This window comes from Acholeplasma equifetale ATCC 29724, from assembly GCF_000687735.1.
Lineage (GTDB): Bacteria > Bacillota_I > Bacilli_A > Acholeplasmatales > Acholeplasmataceae > Acholeplasma > Acholeplasma equifetale.
On the sequence record NZ_JHXL01000003.1, the window covers coordinates 91144 to 107145 of the forward strand.

General features: G+C 27.4%; 14 protein-coding genes and 1 tRNA gene. All 15 read left to right on the plus strand.

Annotated features, from left to right (window positions below; translation table 11 throughout):
• The first annotated feature begins 3 nt into the window (after positions 1-3).
• The 15 genes from T434_RS0102830 (at position 4) to T434_RS0102895 (ending at position 15994) form a co-directional block, all read left to right on the plus strand.
• Complete coding sequence (locus T434_RS0102830) at positions 4-774, plus strand: DUF92 domain-containing protein (RefSeq protein WP_026399812.1); 771 nt, start codon at positions 4-6, stop codon at positions 772-774.
• A gap of 89 nt (positions 775-863) precedes the next feature.
• Positions 864-1298 carry a Dps family protein gene (locus T434_RS0102835; RefSeq protein WP_026399813.1) on the plus strand — a complete coding sequence of 145 codons (435 nt, stop codon included), beginning with the start codon at positions 864-866 and terminating at the stop codon, positions 1296-1298.
• Positions 1299-1434: 136 nt separating this feature from the next.
• The gene (locus tag T434_RS07440) at positions 1435-2136 is read left to right on the plus strand and encodes a helix-turn-helix domain-containing protein (RefSeq protein WP_051614344.1); all 702 of its coding nucleotides are present in this window, start codon (positions 1435-1437) and stop codon (positions 2134-2136) included.
• A gap of 134 nt (positions 2137-2270) precedes the next feature.
• A complete protein-coding gene (gene nagZ / locus T434_RS0102845; RefSeq protein WP_026399814.1) occupies positions 2271-3836 on the plus strand; it encodes a beta-N-acetylhexosaminidase in 1566 nt (521 codons plus the stop codon).
• Between the two features lie 112 nt (positions 3837-3948).
• On the plus strand, positions 3949-4425 hold the full coding sequence (locus tag T434_RS0102850) for a hypothetical protein (RefSeq protein WP_026399815.1): 477 nt from the start codon (positions 3949-3951) through the stop codon (positions 4423-4425).
• 66 nt (positions 4426-4491) lie between these two features.
• Positions 4492-5526, plus strand: a complete 1035-nt coding sequence (locus T434_RS0102855; protein ID WP_026399816.1) for a serine hydrolase domain-containing protein — start codon at positions 4492-4494, stop codon at positions 5524-5526.
• Positions 5527-5592: 66 nt separating this feature from the next.
• Positions 5593-6036 (plus strand): PTS sugar transporter subunit IIA, encoded by a 444-nt coding sequence (locus T434_RS06720; RefSeq protein ID WP_162150658.1) that lies wholly within the window; start codon positions 5593-5595, stop codon positions 6034-6036.
• 5 nt (positions 6037-6041) lie between these two features.
• The gene (locus T434_RS0102865; protein ID WP_162150659.1) at positions 6042-6542 is read left to right on the plus strand and encodes a hypothetical protein; all 501 of its coding nucleotides are present in this window, start codon (positions 6042-6044) and stop codon (positions 6540-6542) included.
• 101 nt (positions 6543-6643) lie between these two features.
• Positions 6644-8266: a DEAD/DEAH box helicase gene (locus T434_RS0102870; protein WP_026399818.1), complete on the plus strand. Its 1623-nt coding sequence runs from the start codon at positions 6644-6646 to the stop codon at positions 8264-8266.
• 145 nt (positions 8267-8411) lie between these two features.
• Entirely contained in the window at positions 8412-9791 is a 1380-nt protein-coding gene (locus T434_RS07800) for a Wadjet anti-phage system protein JetA family protein (RefSeq protein WP_162150660.1), read from the plus strand.
• Complete coding sequence (locus tag T434_RS0102875; RefSeq protein WP_026399819.1) at positions 9788-10426, plus strand: DUF4194 domain-containing protein; 639 nt, start codon at positions 9788-9790, stop codon at positions 10424-10426. Before T434_RS07800 ends, T434_RS0102875 begins: the two co-directional genes overlap by 4 nt.
• Positions 10404-13667, plus strand: a complete 3264-nt coding sequence (locus tag T434_RS0102880; RefSeq protein WP_026399820.1) for an ATP-binding protein — start codon at positions 10404-10406, stop codon at positions 13665-13667. Before T434_RS0102875 ends, T434_RS0102880 begins: the two co-directional genes overlap by 23 nt.
• 3 nt (positions 13668-13670) lie before the next feature.
• Positions 13671-15371: a phosphoenolpyruvate--protein phosphotransferase gene (gene ptsP / locus T434_RS06725; protein WP_051614346.1), complete on the plus strand. Its 1701-nt coding sequence runs from the start codon at positions 13671-13673 to the stop codon at positions 15369-15371.
• 12 nt (positions 15372-15383) lie between these two features.
• Positions 15384-15473: transfer RNA gene (locus tag T434_RS0102890), tRNA-Ser, on the plus strand.
• A 323-nt stretch (positions 15474-15796) separates the two neighbouring features.
• The gene (locus T434_RS0102895; protein WP_026399821.1) at positions 15797-15994 is read left to right on the plus strand and encodes a helix-turn-helix domain-containing protein; all 198 of its coding nucleotides are present in this window, start codon (positions 15797-15799) and stop codon (positions 15992-15994) included.
• The last annotated feature ends 8 nt before the right edge of the window (positions 15995-16002 follow it).

Below are 16002 nucleotides of genomic sequence, written 5' to 3' on the forward strand. Positions count from 1 at the left end.
TATATGGATTTTTTGATTGGATTATTATTAAGTATAGTTATCGCATTCATGGCATATCGAAAAAAATCACTTGATACAAGTGGTTTTATTAGTGCCACTGTTGTTGGAACTTTACTTTACGTTTTTGGTACGTATATTTTATTTTCATTACTTATATTTTTCTTTATTTCTTCGAGTATTTTCACAAAAATTAAAACGAATGTAGAAGATAAAAAAGGTAGAAGCGCAGTTCAAGTTTTAGCAAACTCATTAATGGCTTTAATATTTTCAATTGCTTTTTATATAACAAGTCGCTATGAATTCTTATATATTGGGGGAATTGCAATTGCTGCATCAACATCAGATACATGGGCATCTGAGATAGGTAAATTATCTAAGGGTAAAGTATTTTCTATTTTAAATTTTAAAATGATGGATAAAGGCGAATCAGGTGGTATAAGTATATTAGGTTTATTTGCATCATTTGTAGGTAGTTTTATGATAAGCATATTATTTATCTTATTACTTAGTACATATACAACAATATCTTTAAATGATTGGTGGATTGTTGTTGTTATGACTATTGGTGGATTATTAGGATCAATTCTTGATAGTTATCTTGGTATTTTAATTCAAGAAAAATATATTGATCATCAAGGGCGTATTTTAGAAAAAGTAAAATCAAGAAAAATGTTTAAAAAATTATCAGGTATTTCGTTTATTAATAATGATTTTGTAAACTTTTTAATGACTTTTATTATTACATTATTATTTAGCCTCATTCTTATTAAATAAAAATTATAAATAAGATTTTATTTGTTATAAATAAACTCTTATTTTATAATATATGTTATAATAAAAGTATAAAAGAAAGGATGGTGTATATGAATCAATTACATCAAGTTTTAAATGTAGAGGTTGCTAATTTCAACGTGTTATTCACGAAATTACATTATTATCATTGGTATGTGAAAGGACAAGAATTTTTCACATTACATGCATTGTTTGAAAAGTATTATGACGAAATTAACGAATTTTATGATGAATTTGCAGAAAGATTATTAACAATAGGTGGAAAACCAAAAGCTACCTTAAAAGAATATTTAGAAATAACTACACTTAAAGAAGTAGATTCAAAAGTTACTACAAGTGTAGAAATGGTTAAGGATGTTTTAAAAGATTTTAACATCATTATTGATGAGCTTAAAAAAGGTATTGAAATATCAGGTACTTTAGGTGATGATGTCACTCAAGATATGTTTATTTCAACAAAAGCTAAGCTTGAAAAACATGCATGGATGTTAAGAGCATATCTATAAAAATAATATAAATAGGCTGAAAAGCCTATTTATTTTTGTAAACTTTTGGTTGCATAATAAGCATTTCATAATTGCTTGATATAATTTATTCGATATGGGATAATGTAAAAGTCTAGATACGAAAGGGGAATAAAGTATGACAACTGGAGAAAAAATAGCTAAGTTAAGAAAAGAAAAAGGCTATACACAGGAAGCGTTAGCTGATTTATTACACGTTTCACGTCAATCTGTATCAAAATGGGAACAAGATTTAAGCTTTCCTGAAACAGATAATTTAATTTTATTATCAAAATTGTTTGGATGTAGTATTGATTACTTATTAAATCCTAATTTAGAAGATGAATCAATTAAAAAAGAGGAATTAAAAGAAGATAATGAATTAGAAAAAATGATTAAAGATCCACAATTTTTTACAACCGTTTGGACACTTGGTTATTTTATACTAATGGCTATAGCTTTTACAATGACTTATGCATCTACAAAAATTAGTTATGAGTTTATGTTTGGCGATGTTTATATTCATTTTAATGTCTATGATTTTTTATTCTCTTCATCTAAACAATTTAATAATTACGTTATGATATTTGGTGTGTTATTAATGATGTTAGAAGTTGGTGTAAGTTTATTTATGCTATTTGATAAATCAAATTTAAAAACATGTTATAAAATTAGGAAATTAGCTTCAGTGACCGAAGCAGTTATATGGTTATATTTACTAATTATATTAATTTCAAATGTAGCATATGGAGCATTCATAATTTTAACATTATCAATTGTTAATGCAGCATTTATCTGGTTTTATAAAAGACATCAATACATTGAAAATAAAATAGAATAATAACTTATTGTGTTAATCTTTAATGGATTAACACTTTTTTTTGGAAATTAATTTCAAAAGATAAAATACACTAAAGATTTCAATAAATTAACATAGATTTATGTTAAGATAAACTTGTTGAAGGGAATGATTTTATGAAAAAACTGAATGAAATGACATTAGAAGAAAAAGTTGGTCAAGTCTGTATGTTCGGTTTTGATGGATTAGATCTTAATGATGATATTATCCATTTAATCAAAAAGTACAAGTTAGGGAATGTTATTTTATTTGCACGAAACGTAAAAACACCAGAACAATTATTTAAACTCAATCAAAATCTTCAAAAATTAGCTTTAAAAGAAATTGGTATACCGATGCTTATTTCAATTGATCAAGAAGGTGGTATGGTTACTAGAATTTTTAATGGAGCTACTTTTTTTCCTGGTGCAATGACAATAAGTGCTACAAAGCATACGAAGAATGCATATGAAGTTGGACGCAAGATGGGTAGAGAGCTTAATCTTTTGGGTATAAATATGAATTTAGCACCTGTGTTAGATGTAAACAATAATCCGAAAAATCCTGTCATTGGTGTTAGAAGTTACAGCGATGATCCAAAAATAGTTGCAAAATACGGTATTGAATATATTAAAGGATTACAAGAAGAAGGTGTAATTGCAACCGCTAAACATTTTCCTGGTCATGGTGATACGAATGTTGATTCTCATTTAGGATTACCAGTTATTCATCATGGATTAGAACGATTAGAAAAAATAGAGTTTTACCCATTTAAAGAAGCGATCAAAGCAGGCATTAAAGGTGTTATGAGCTCACATATTAATTTTCCTATGTTGACACATAATGATGAACCAGCAACTTTAAGTAAAACGATTATGACAGATTTATTAAGAAATGAATTTAACTTTGAGGGTTTAATCATCTCAGATGGTATGGGCATGAAAGGTGTTGTGGATAAATATACAACCGAGGAAGCATGTGTTAGAGCACTAATTGCTGGTATCAATTTAGTTTGCGTGTGCCATGCACATCAACCGAGAGAAGCAACAATAGAAGCGATTTATCAGGCTATTAAAGATAATCGTATTTCTATTGAAATGTTAGATAAACACGTAGAAAAGATACTTAAATATAAAGTTGAATTAAAGATTAATTTAAATTTAAATTATAAGGATATTCAGCCAATTATTGAAAATGAAGAAACTAAAAACTTTAGCTTAAATATCGTTAAAGATGCAACAACGTTAGTTAAAGGAAATCCAATTCATTTAAAGGAAAGAGTTTTATATATTGGAATTCTTCCACAAGTACTAAACATTGCAGATGATGATATTGAGAAAAAAGATTTTTTAGAACCTATTAAATCAATTTCAAATTTAGATATTGAAATTGTATCTTTAGACCCAACCAAAGAAGAAATTGACAAAATGATAAATTTATCAAAACAATATGAGCAAGTTATATTTACAACATATAACGGTAACCAATTTAAAGGCCAAATTCATCTTATTGAAGCGTTAAAAGATGTTAAAGACTTGCATGTTATCGCATTAAGAAATCCATATGATTTATATGAAACAAATGTTATTAAAAATTATGTGGCATTTTATGAATATACACCAAATTCATTATTAGCACTAAAGTCATATTTACTTGGTGAATTTGAACCGAAAGGTCAACTTCCATTTCAATATAAAAATTAAAAGTTTAAGAGTTAGCAATAACTCTTAATTTTTTATTTTATTGATTTACTTTTTATAAATTAGAATGCATGTTATACTATACCAAAATAGAAAATATGAAAAGGATAGGAAAATGAAAAAAATACTTGTAGTAATTACACTACTTATGGGCGTATTTTTAGTATCATGTGAAGAATCAAACAGTAAGGAATTTAGTAAAAGTGGAATAACAATTACTTTAACTGACGACTTTTATGAAAAAGAAATTATAGCTGCACCGTTTTATTTAGAATCTCAAGATAATATCTTTATGGGAAATAGAGAAGATAAATCTTTATTTAGTTCAATGATGACACTAGAAAGATATACAACATTAGTTTTAGGTCAAGCTGAAAAAACAACAGATATTGAAAAATATTTAGATGATAATATCGAATATTATTATGCATATTATGAAGCAACTGTTGATGGAAGAACTTTCGGTTATATGCTTGTTACTTTAGAAAGTGAAACACACTTTTATCTTATTAATTTTGCATGTTTAAAATCAAAATTAGAAGGAAATAAAGATCTTTATCACTCATGGGCAAGATCAATAAAAGTTGAATAAAAATAATGAAACCTTTATTAAAGGTTTTCTTTTTTATATTATAATAAGTATCAAGGATGTGACATAATGAATGTTCAGTCAAAAATTAAATCAATTTTAAATGAAGGTGTTAAGAAGAAAGATTTTGTTGGTGCATCTTATGGTATTTATATTAATCAACATCGTTATTTAGGTGTTACTGGATACTTAGATCATCATTATAAAGAAAAGGTCAAACCATATACTTTATATGATGTTGCATCTCTTACAAAAGTTATTGTTACAACACCACTTATCTTAAAATTAATTGATGATAAAAAATTAAGTTTTGATACTGAAATTAAATCAATTTTAAAAGATTTTAAATATCAAGATATCACAATAAAAGATTTACTTATTCATGGTTCTGGTTTACCTGCAGATATTATTTCTTCTAAAACTTTAAAATCAAAAGAAGAATTGATTGAAAGAATTTATAAAGCAGAAGTTATTTATCCAAAGCATTCAAAAATTGTTTACTCAGATATTGGGTTTTTGTTGTTAGGATTAATCATTGAAAAGATGTATCAAATGCCAATCAATGAAGTGGCAGAAAACTATATTTTTAAGCCACTTCATATGTATCAATCAACATTTAAACCTAAAAGAATCTTTACAGCACCAACGGAGTATAGAAAAGATTCGGTATATCAAGGGCTTCTTAAAGGCAAAGTTCATGATGAAAAAGCTTTTGCAGCAAATGGATTAACAGGACATGCAGGATTATTTTCTACACCGAATGATATTCTAAAGTTTATACAAGCAATATTAAGCAATAAGTTCATTTTTTCAAATGAAATGGTGGATTTGATGTTTCAAGAACAGTTGGTTTATAAAACAGATAAAGGAGATATTTTAAGACGAGCTTTAGGATTTCAAAAACCATCTTTAAATATGTATTTTGGTTCAAACTATATATATGAAGACACGATAGGTCATACAGGCTTTACAGGATGTCACCTAATTATCGATCGAAAGCGTCAAATAGGTGTTGTTGTATTAAGTAATGCTGTACATCCCTATCGCGACTTAAATAAAATATTTACATACCGAAAAAGAATAAGTGATTCAATATTCACATAATTACATTTTCCTTGACTTTAATCATTTAATTACTTATAATCATAGCGTTTATTTAAGGGAGAAATTATGAAACTTTTAGAAGAAAACCACATTATACTTGACGTTACATGTGAATCCAAAAACGAGCTATTTGAATTTCTAGCTCAAACACTTTATGATATGAATAGAATCACTAGTAAAGAAGCTTTTATAGAAGCACTAAATCAACGAGAAAAAGAAATTACAACAGGTATAGGTGAAGGTATTGCAGTACCTCATACAAAAGATATGAGTGTATTATTTCCGACACTAATTTATGTTCGTTTAAAAAATGAATTAGAATATGATTCTATTGATAATATTCCAGTAAGACACGTATTTTTAATCGCAATGCCAACGATATATTATAAAGAACATTTAGAAGTGTTAAGTAAAGTATCCGTTATTTTAATGGAAAAAGAAAATCGTGAATTTTTATTAGAAGCATCAAAAGATAAAATATATGAATTGTTTTCAAGTCAAATAGGGTGAGTTCCATGATGAAAGTCGATGTTTGGTTTGATTATAATGATGAATCATTTGTTATGATTCAAAATTTAAATCAAGCTTTAAATACATTTCAATACAAAGAAGATGTTAAAGTAGTGTATCGTTCTTTTATTAAAAAAGATGATAAGTTTTATCATGAACTTTTCCATTATGGAAGAAAAAAACAACTCGGTTTAGAATATTTATGCGATTGTTTTAGTCTTTATAAAGAGGGCAATAATTCTTATGATGATTTATTTAAAAAGTACAATTTATCTTTAGAAGAATTTTTAGAATCAAAAAATCATGGAAAACTTAATAAAATCATTTGTAACCATGTTGAACATGCTGATTTAATGAATTTAAAAATAGCACCAACATTAACCTTTTCATATGGTTATAGAATTGAAGGGTTAGCTGATCAACAATCGATTAAAGACACGTTAATTAAAATGTATGAAAAAGAGTCTGGTATCGAATATTGTGAGGGTGATGATTGTGAAAGATGATGGGAAATCATCTTTTTTTTGTCTTATGACTATGAAATTAATTTTTTAATGGTATACTTATATGGGCAAAAAATTAAAAATATAGAAATAGGGTATAAGCCATGTCAATTTTATTCAAAGAATTACCAATTAAAGAAACCATTAAAGAAGCATTAGAAGGATTAGGATTCGAAGTTCCAACACCTATCCAAGAACAAAGTATTCCATTAGTGCTTGATGGATTAGACATAATTGGACAAGCTCAAACAGGAACAGGTAAAACATTCGCATTCGCCATTCCAATGATTGAGAAAATTAATGTAAGCGAGTCTAGTATTCAAGGACTTATTCTTACACCTACAAGAGAACTTACAACACAAGTTTATAAAGAGATACTTAAATTAATTAAATATGAACCAAAAATCAAAGTCACAACCATTGTTGGTGGTGAATCATATGACAAACAATTTAAAGAATTAGCAAAAAAACCACATATTATTGTTGCAACACCAGGACGTATCATCGACCATATTAATCGTGGGACAATTGATTTATCTAAAGTTAAATTATTAACTTTAGATGAAGCAGATGAAATGTTAAATATGGGTTTCCAAGAAGATATTGAAATCATCTTAAAAACAACACCAAAAGAAAGACAAACAGTTTTATTTTCTGCAACTATTCCGCCATTTATTAAAAAGGTTGCAAAGATGTATCAAAACAATCCAGAAATCGTAAAGATTGATGCCAAAGAATTAACGGTCGATAAAATTGAACAAGGATACTTTATTGTTAAAGAAGAAGATAAACCAAATTTATTAGTTCGTCTTTTAGATTTAGAACAACCAAAAACAGCAATTATTTTTGCAAACACTAAAAAAGATGTTGATCAAATTGCAGAAACATTACAACATAATAAATATATGGCTGATGCGTTACATGGTGATCTAAAACAATCACAACGTAATTATGTTATGACTCGTTTTAGAAACAAACAATTAAACTTATTAATCGCAACCGATGTAGCTGCTCGTGGATTAGATATAAATGATGTTGAATTAGTTATCAATTATGATTTACCTACACAAGATGAAGTTTATGTTCATCGCGTTGGACGTACTGGTCGTGCCGGTAAAAAAGGTAAAGCGTATAGTTTTGTATCACCTCGTAAGCGTGGCATGATTGAATTCTTAGAAAAATTTATTAAACGTGAAATTAAATTTTTAGATGTTCCTACAGAAGAACAAATATATAAGTCTCAAACAAAAACATTTAAAAACCAATTAAAATCTGCAATGAGTCAAATTGAAACAATCGATTTATCATTAGTTAATGATTTATTAATTGATGAAACATCAAAAGATAAATTAATTTATGCATTACTACAAGATAGAATGCCAGTTCAAAAAAATTATGCTCCAATAGAAATTTATCAAAAATATAGTAAATCTAAATCTAATAATCAAAAAAATAATTCTAAGTTTGATCGAAATAATAAAAATAAATCAAACAATGGAAAATATGTTGAATTACTTATTAATCTTGGAAAAGAAGATAGCATGAATCCACAAAAATTATTTAAGATATTAGAAAAAGATTATGGGATATTCTCAAGAAACATTGGAGATATTCAACACTATAAAAATGAAACAAAGTTCGAACTCAAAGTTGAGCAATTAAAACGAATTAATTTAAATAAACGCATCCAAATAGGAAAAAAACAAGTTTTAATTAAAAAAATTTAAAGAGAAAAGTTTTATTCATTTTATGAGTAAAACTTTTATTTTTTTATAGTATCATATAGAATATGATAAAGTTATATATTAAAAGTTAGTATTTATTAATATTTAGTGATACAATTAAAGAGACAAAAAATATAGGAGGACGCCTGTGGCACATCTTTTTGAAAGAATACCAGAAACACTTTTTACGGTGTTATCCTCTCCTAATAGAAAAATATATGTTGATTGTTTATTTATCATTTATGATGCAACGAATAGTATAGAAGATGCATTTCAAGGGGAAAGAAACTACGTAATAGGAAAATTAATAGATTATTTTGATGAACAAAAATCAGATTTACGTATAGAAGAGGATGAAGAAGCATCAACTTCAAGACAAAAAGCAGTTGCAGTCATTAATGTATTGAAAGCAAACGGATGGCTTGGTGAAGAAGAACTAGGTGACTATAAAACCTCATTAAATCTTTTTGATTATTCGATCAAAATTATTGATTTATTAAAACGCATTCAACAGGATGAACAATTAGAGTATACTGGTGAAATCTATACTGTGTACTCTCTTTTAGCGTCTTTCGAACTAGAGAATGGATACACCATTATTGAACAAGCGTATCATAAAATTGATGATGTTTTAAGAACGCTAAAAACTTTACGTGCAAATATTTATCGCTATTATCATGATTTAGTCAAATCTAATAAAAAAGATAACTTGCAAGAAGTTTTAGAAAGATTATTAGTTGATTATAAAATAAACTTTTTTGATAGTGCTTATTACAAACTTAAAACGACTGATTCACTACCGAGATATAAACGTTCAATTATGGAAAATATAAATAGAATTTATAACAGTGAATCTATGTTAGAAGAGTTGGCACTTCAAGCAATGAAAGCTAAAAATTATGCAGAATTTAATGATGCATTTAATTATATTGAAGCACGTATTCGCTATATTAGAGATTCAATCGAAGCGATGGAGTATTTAATTAATTCGATTGATGAGAAAAATGAAATGTATATTAATGCAGCAGCATCAAAAATTATGTTCTTGACGAATACATCTGAAGATTTCGAAGGATTACTTAATCGATTATTCCAAATAATACTAAAAGAAAAACAATTTGATTATAGTCAAATCTTCAACCTTTTTAGAGCAAGAAATTTAGATGATGCATCACTTTATACAGTAAGAAGAAAGCGTGTTGACCCAATCCCTGAGGAGATTGATTATGATCAAGATATCCCAGAAGACATCAAACGTGAAAAATTAAGAACAATCATGAAACAAAATGTCTTTTCTAAAGTAGAAATCAATAAACACGTTAACTATTTATTAGAAGATAAAGAAGTTATCAAAGCTTCTGAAGTACCACTAGAAACCAATGAAGATTTTGTTAAATTGATTCTCATTTTCTTATACAGTAAATCAATTGGTATGTCCTATGATGTGAGACTTTTAACATACGATGTCAAAATTGGGGATATTCGCTTCAGCGAATTTGAAATTATGAAGAAGGGGACTAGACGATGATTCCAAAAAATCAGGCAATTAAAAAATTAACCGAAGAATACCCAAGTTTAAAAGAAAGTGAGAAACAAGTTTTTTCACGTATTTCAAATAAACTTTTACAAGTTAATTATATTACACGTAAAAAAATCGGTGATGCTAATGATTATCGTTTCATTCTTGCATATAAAGAAATCTTTGAAGCGTTTTTCGCATTAGCTGATTTTGAATTAATTATTGAACGACATGATGAAGTTGTATATATTAAAAATGAATCAAGTTTTAATCATTTAAGACTTAAAAAAGAAGAAAGTATTTTACTTTTAATTGTACGTATGTTATATCAATCCAAGATGGATGTAATCACGTTAGATGAGAATGTTGAAATTTATCTATCTGAAATTCATGATGAGCTTGCAAAAGTTGGTTATTTAGATAATAAGCGCATGACAAAAGATAAATTAAAACCAAGTTTACAATTACTTAAAAACTATAACATCATTGACTTTATGGATGTTAAACTTCATGATGATGCAAGAATTAAAATTTATCCAACAATTCTTTATGTTGTAAATATGAAAAACATTAAAGAAGTTTTAGACCAACTTGATCAATACTTAGAAGGAGGTAGCGATAATGAAGAGATTGACGAAGATTAAACTGCTTAATTGGCACTTATTCTCAGATCAAACCATTGAGATTAATGATAACACGTTAATATCAGGTGAAAATGGTAGTGGTAAATCAACCCTTCTTGACGCCCTTCAGTATATTTTAGTTGGTGGTCGATCAGGTGTTAAATTTAACATTGCAGCAACCGATGAAGCAAAAAGAACTTTAGAAGGTTATATTCGTGGTCGAATTGGTGCCGAAAATAAAGAATTTATTCGTAATGGTGATGTTGTTTCACATGTAGCATTAGAGTTTTATGATGACCAAAACGAAGAATATGGTGTTTTAGGTGTTATTTTAGAATTACCTAAATTAGGTAGTTTAAAAGAAAGATTTTACTTATTACACGATATAAATATCCATGATGACATGTTTATGGATAAAAAAACACCAAGAGATTATAAATCTATGAAAGCTTACTTAAAAACGCTTAATATAGACTTAGAACCCTTCAATACTCAAAAAGATTATCGAGATGCAATGGCTAAGTATTTTGGAATAGATGCAAAAAAATATGCAAAGATCTTACCAAAAGCTTTAGCATTTCGTCCGATTGACTTACAATCATTTGTATTTGAGTTTTTATTAGACGATGAACCAATTGATATTCAATCACTTAAAAATAATGTTGAACAATTAAAACGTGTTGAACAACAAATACAACTTGATAAAGAAAAAGTAGAAAAACTTGAAAAAATCGTTAAACTTGGTGAAAATTTAAATCAAAATCTTGATCAACTTAAAATCAATGAATTAATTGAAAAAATGAGTTTTATTGAAAAAAGAGAATCTATTATTAGAAACTCAGAAAACTTATTAGATAAAGTCAATCAAAAATATGAAGCATTAAAAGTTAAAAAAGAAGAAATCGATCGATTAATTGAAGAAAATGATGATCAAATTTTAGAATTAGAATCATTAAGAAGTCATAACGATTTAGCAAAAACACTTTATAACTTACAAGAACAACTTGAAAAAAAGGTAAAAGCTTATGAAGAGTATCGTGAGTTACTCAATGAACTAAAAGAACAATTAACAAAAGAAGCTAACCTATTAAAAACATTTACTCAATATTATCCAAATACACATATAGATGCTTTTACAAAATATTACTTAACACATTCTGATCATAAAGTTGAAGAACTTAATGAATACATGAATGGTGCGAAAAATGCATTAGAAGGTATTCAAACAGCATTAACTATTGAAAAGGTTAATATTGAAAAAGAACGTGATGAGGCATTAAAGAATTTAAACATTGCTAAACAACGTTTAAATGCGTTAAAACGTAATATTAAAACGTATCCTCGTCATGTTACGCTACTTATTGAAAAATTAAATGAAGAATTATCTAATTACTATAAAAAAGATATACGTGTTCGTCCATTCTGTGAACTTATTGAAGTTGAAGATGAACAATGGAGAAATGCATTAGAAGGATATTTAGGTGGACAAAGATTTGATATTATCGTAGAACCACTTTATTTTAATGATGCTTTAGAAGTATATGATCGTGTTAAAGTCGAATTAGGTATTTATGGTGTGGGTTTAGTTAATACAAACAAAATTACTGAATATACAAACTATTTACCAAATTCACTTGCTGCAAAAGTAAAAACAGAGCATCCATATGCTAGATATTATGCAAATATGCTAATGGGACACGTAATTACTGTTGAAAATTTAGCAGATTTAAAGAACTATGCACGTTCAATTACCAAGACATGTATGACTTATTCTAACCATACAGCACGTCAAATTAATCCTAAAACTTATGAAGTTCCATATATTGGACAAAATGCAACCAATATTCAAATTGAACTTGATCAAAAATTAGTCGATGAATTAGAAAGTAATTTAAGTGAAGTATCAAAACGATTTGAAAAAGCTAACGATTCATTAAGATTAATCCATCAATCTAAAATTTCTCAACTCGTTCAAACAAATCAAACAAGATTTATTGAATTAACTAAACAAACAAGAAAAGAAATGATTGAATTAGAAGAAAAGGTTCAAAAACTTACATCGAATCCAGAACTTAATAACATCAATAAAAATCTTGAAGATGAACGTACAAAGAAACGACAACTTAAAATTGAACATGAAGACATTGTATCTAAGATGGCTGATTTAAGAAGCGAAAAAACTCGCATTTTAGAATCTATTGAAGATGCAAGAGACTCATTAAGAAGTCACTTAGAAGAACAAAAAACTTGGAATGAAACATATCCACAATTAATTCAAAGTGCTTATAGCCAGTTTAATGCACTTAAACAAAAATTTGCGAATAACTATGACTTAATTGCACGTGATATTGCAGAATCGACAACAAAGATTCAAGCTCAAAACACACGGGCAGAATTAGAAGTTATTAACTTAATGAAAGCATATATAGTTCAATATCATTTTGGTGCTGCACCAGATATTAGTGAATTAATTCACTTTGAACGTGAAATGAATTTAATTAAAGATAATAACTTAATGCAATATGAACAACAGGCAATTGAATTAAGACGTCGAAGCGAAATTGGATTTAGAGAAGAATTTGTAGGAAAACTTCGTGCATCTATTGAAGCTGCTCAAATTCAAATTCAAGAATTAAATATGGCACTTGAAGGTAAGAAGTTTGGTGCTGATACATATCAACTCGTCACAAAACCAAGTGAGAATCCAGAATTCAAAACTTATTATGACATTATTATGGGTAGTGATGCAGTATATAACCATACATTATTTACTGAAAACTTATCTAAAAAACATGAAGTCGTATTAATGGAGTTATTTAATAAGATTGCATCATTTGATCCAGAAAATGATAAGTTTGCATTACAATTTTTAGATTATCGTTATTATATGAGTTATGATATTGAAGTCACATCAGAAAATGGTAATAAATCATTTTTCTCTAAAGTATCAAGAGAAAAATCTGGTGGTGAAACACAGGTTCCATTCTATATTGTTATTGCAGCAAGTTTCCAACAATTATTAACTAAAAATAAGCGTGTTGATTCAGGTTGTATCGTTTTATTTGACGAAGCATTTAATAATATGGATGAATCAAGAATTGATGCGATGATGAAATTCTATAATTCATTATCGATTCAATTATTTATCGCTGTACCTCCACAAAGAGTATCTAATATTATTAACTATGTAACAACATCATTAGCAATAGTAAAAGATAACGATTTTGCAATTGTTGAGTCATTTACTAGAGAGGTTATGTAATACATGCAAAAAACTTTTAAAGGCATTCCCACCTCAGGTGGGATTGCTATTGCAAAAGTTCATCATTTAACACAACAATTAACTTCTAATCAAGAGGGAAGTATTGGTTTTTTATATGAACAAAACCGTATAAAAAACGCTATTTGCGATGCTGTTTTTGAAATTGAATCGATGCTTAATGAAAACTTAAGCGTTGAAGCAGAAGGCATTTTACTTACACAAGTTGCAATTTTAAAAGATCCAGAGCTTATTTCAAACATTGAAAATAAAATAAGAAAAAATAGAATTAATGCAGCTCAAGCATTTGAGTTAACAATGAATGAATTCATTGAGGTATTTAAAAACTCAAATAATCATATGATTAGTGAAAAAACAGCAGATTTAAAAGATATTAAATATCGCGTATTAAAAATATTAAATCAAGAAAATAAGCAATATGAGTATAATGAAGAAGTTATTCTAGTAGCTGAAGAATTATATCCATCTGAAACCATAAAATTAGATAAAACTTTTATAAAAGGCATTATTACAGAAAAAGGATCAAAAACGTCTCACGCAGCCATTTTATCTAAACAAATGGGTATACCTTCTATTTCAGGTATAGATATTCATACATTAAAAAATGATGATTTAATTATTCTTGATGGTGATGAAGGTCTCATTATTGTTAATCCTAAAGATGAAACTATTAGAAAGTATCAATCAATCAGAGAGAATTTTTATCAACTTAAAGAAAAGATGAAATATGAGTTAAAGTGTTTAACAGAAACTCAGGATGGTAAAGAAATACATCTTTTATCAAATTTAGGTAGTACAAATGAAATACCTAAAGCACTCAAAAATGGTGCATTAGGTGTTGGTTTATATCGAAGCGAAAATGATTATTTTAATTTAGATAATTTACCAAAAGTATCTGAATTAAAAAAAATATATCAAAAAATACTATCAAGTTTTAAATCAAAAGTTATTATTCGAACACTTGATGTTGGTGGTGATAAAATGTTACCATACTTAGAACCTTTAAATGAATTAAATCCATTTTTAGGTAAACGTGGTATTCGTTTTTCACTTTCAAACATTGACATATTTAAAACGCAAATAAAAGCTTTATTATTATCAAACGAAACGCAAAACTTACATATTATGTTACCAATGATTTCTACTTTAGATGAACTCCTTCAAGCAAAATCCATCATTGAAGAAGTAAAATCAGAATTAAAAAATGAAAATATTCAAATATATGAACCTAAAATTGGTATGATGTTGGAAGTTCCAAGTGCATTACTTGCAATAGAAGATTTACTACCAAATATTGATTTTATATCTATAGGAACAAACGATTTACTTCAATATTTATTTGCAGCAGATAGAATGAATGATGAAGTATCATATCTTTATCAACCTTTCCATCCAGTAGTTATTAAAAGTTTGAAGTATGTTGTTGACAAAGCCAAAAAATATGGTATAAATATTAGTGTTTGTGGTGAAATGGCATCAGATATAACAACAGCATTAATGTTAATAGGACTAGGAATTGATGAATTATCTGTTCATAGTAAAATGTATCCACAAATGAATTATGTCATTAGAAGATCAAAGATGAAAGAATTAGAAAGTTTAGTTGAAAAAGCAATGAAACTTAAAACAAATCAAGAAGTCTTTGAATTATTTAATCAATATAAAAATGAGCTTATGATTTCATAAGCTCTTATATATGGAACAATACCCAAGTGGTTGAAGGGGCAGGCTTGGAAAGCTTGTAGGAGTTAATAGCTCGCGTGGGTTCAAATCCCACTTGTTCCGCCATATAAGCACAACAGTGTTGATACAATAGTATCGAACTTATAGAATACGAAAATAGGGAGAATATCCCTTTTTTCTTTCCAAAATACGAGTCTATGAATCACATAATGTAATTGGTTTGTAGACCTTTTTATTTTTATACCCAATAAAAACACGATAGGTCAATTAAAACACAAAAGGTCAGCAAAAACACGAAAGGTCTATAAAAACATAAAAGTACTAAAATAAACTATAAAATATTGTTATATATAAAATAAGGTAAATTACCTTGCTAAAAATGCTATAAAATGCTATAATTTAGAAAAACTATTGGAGTGATTTTTTTTATGGATTATCTAAAATTAATAATTCAAATTAGAGCTAGATTAAATTTATCTCAAAGTGACTTAGGAAAGTTAATTGGAGTATCTTTTTCTACCATAAATAGATGGGAAAATGGTAAATCGATTCCAACAAAAAAACATTTATGTATGTTAGAAAACATTTGTAAAGAGAATCGTATTGAAGTAGAGGAAGGAAAATAAGTTATTAA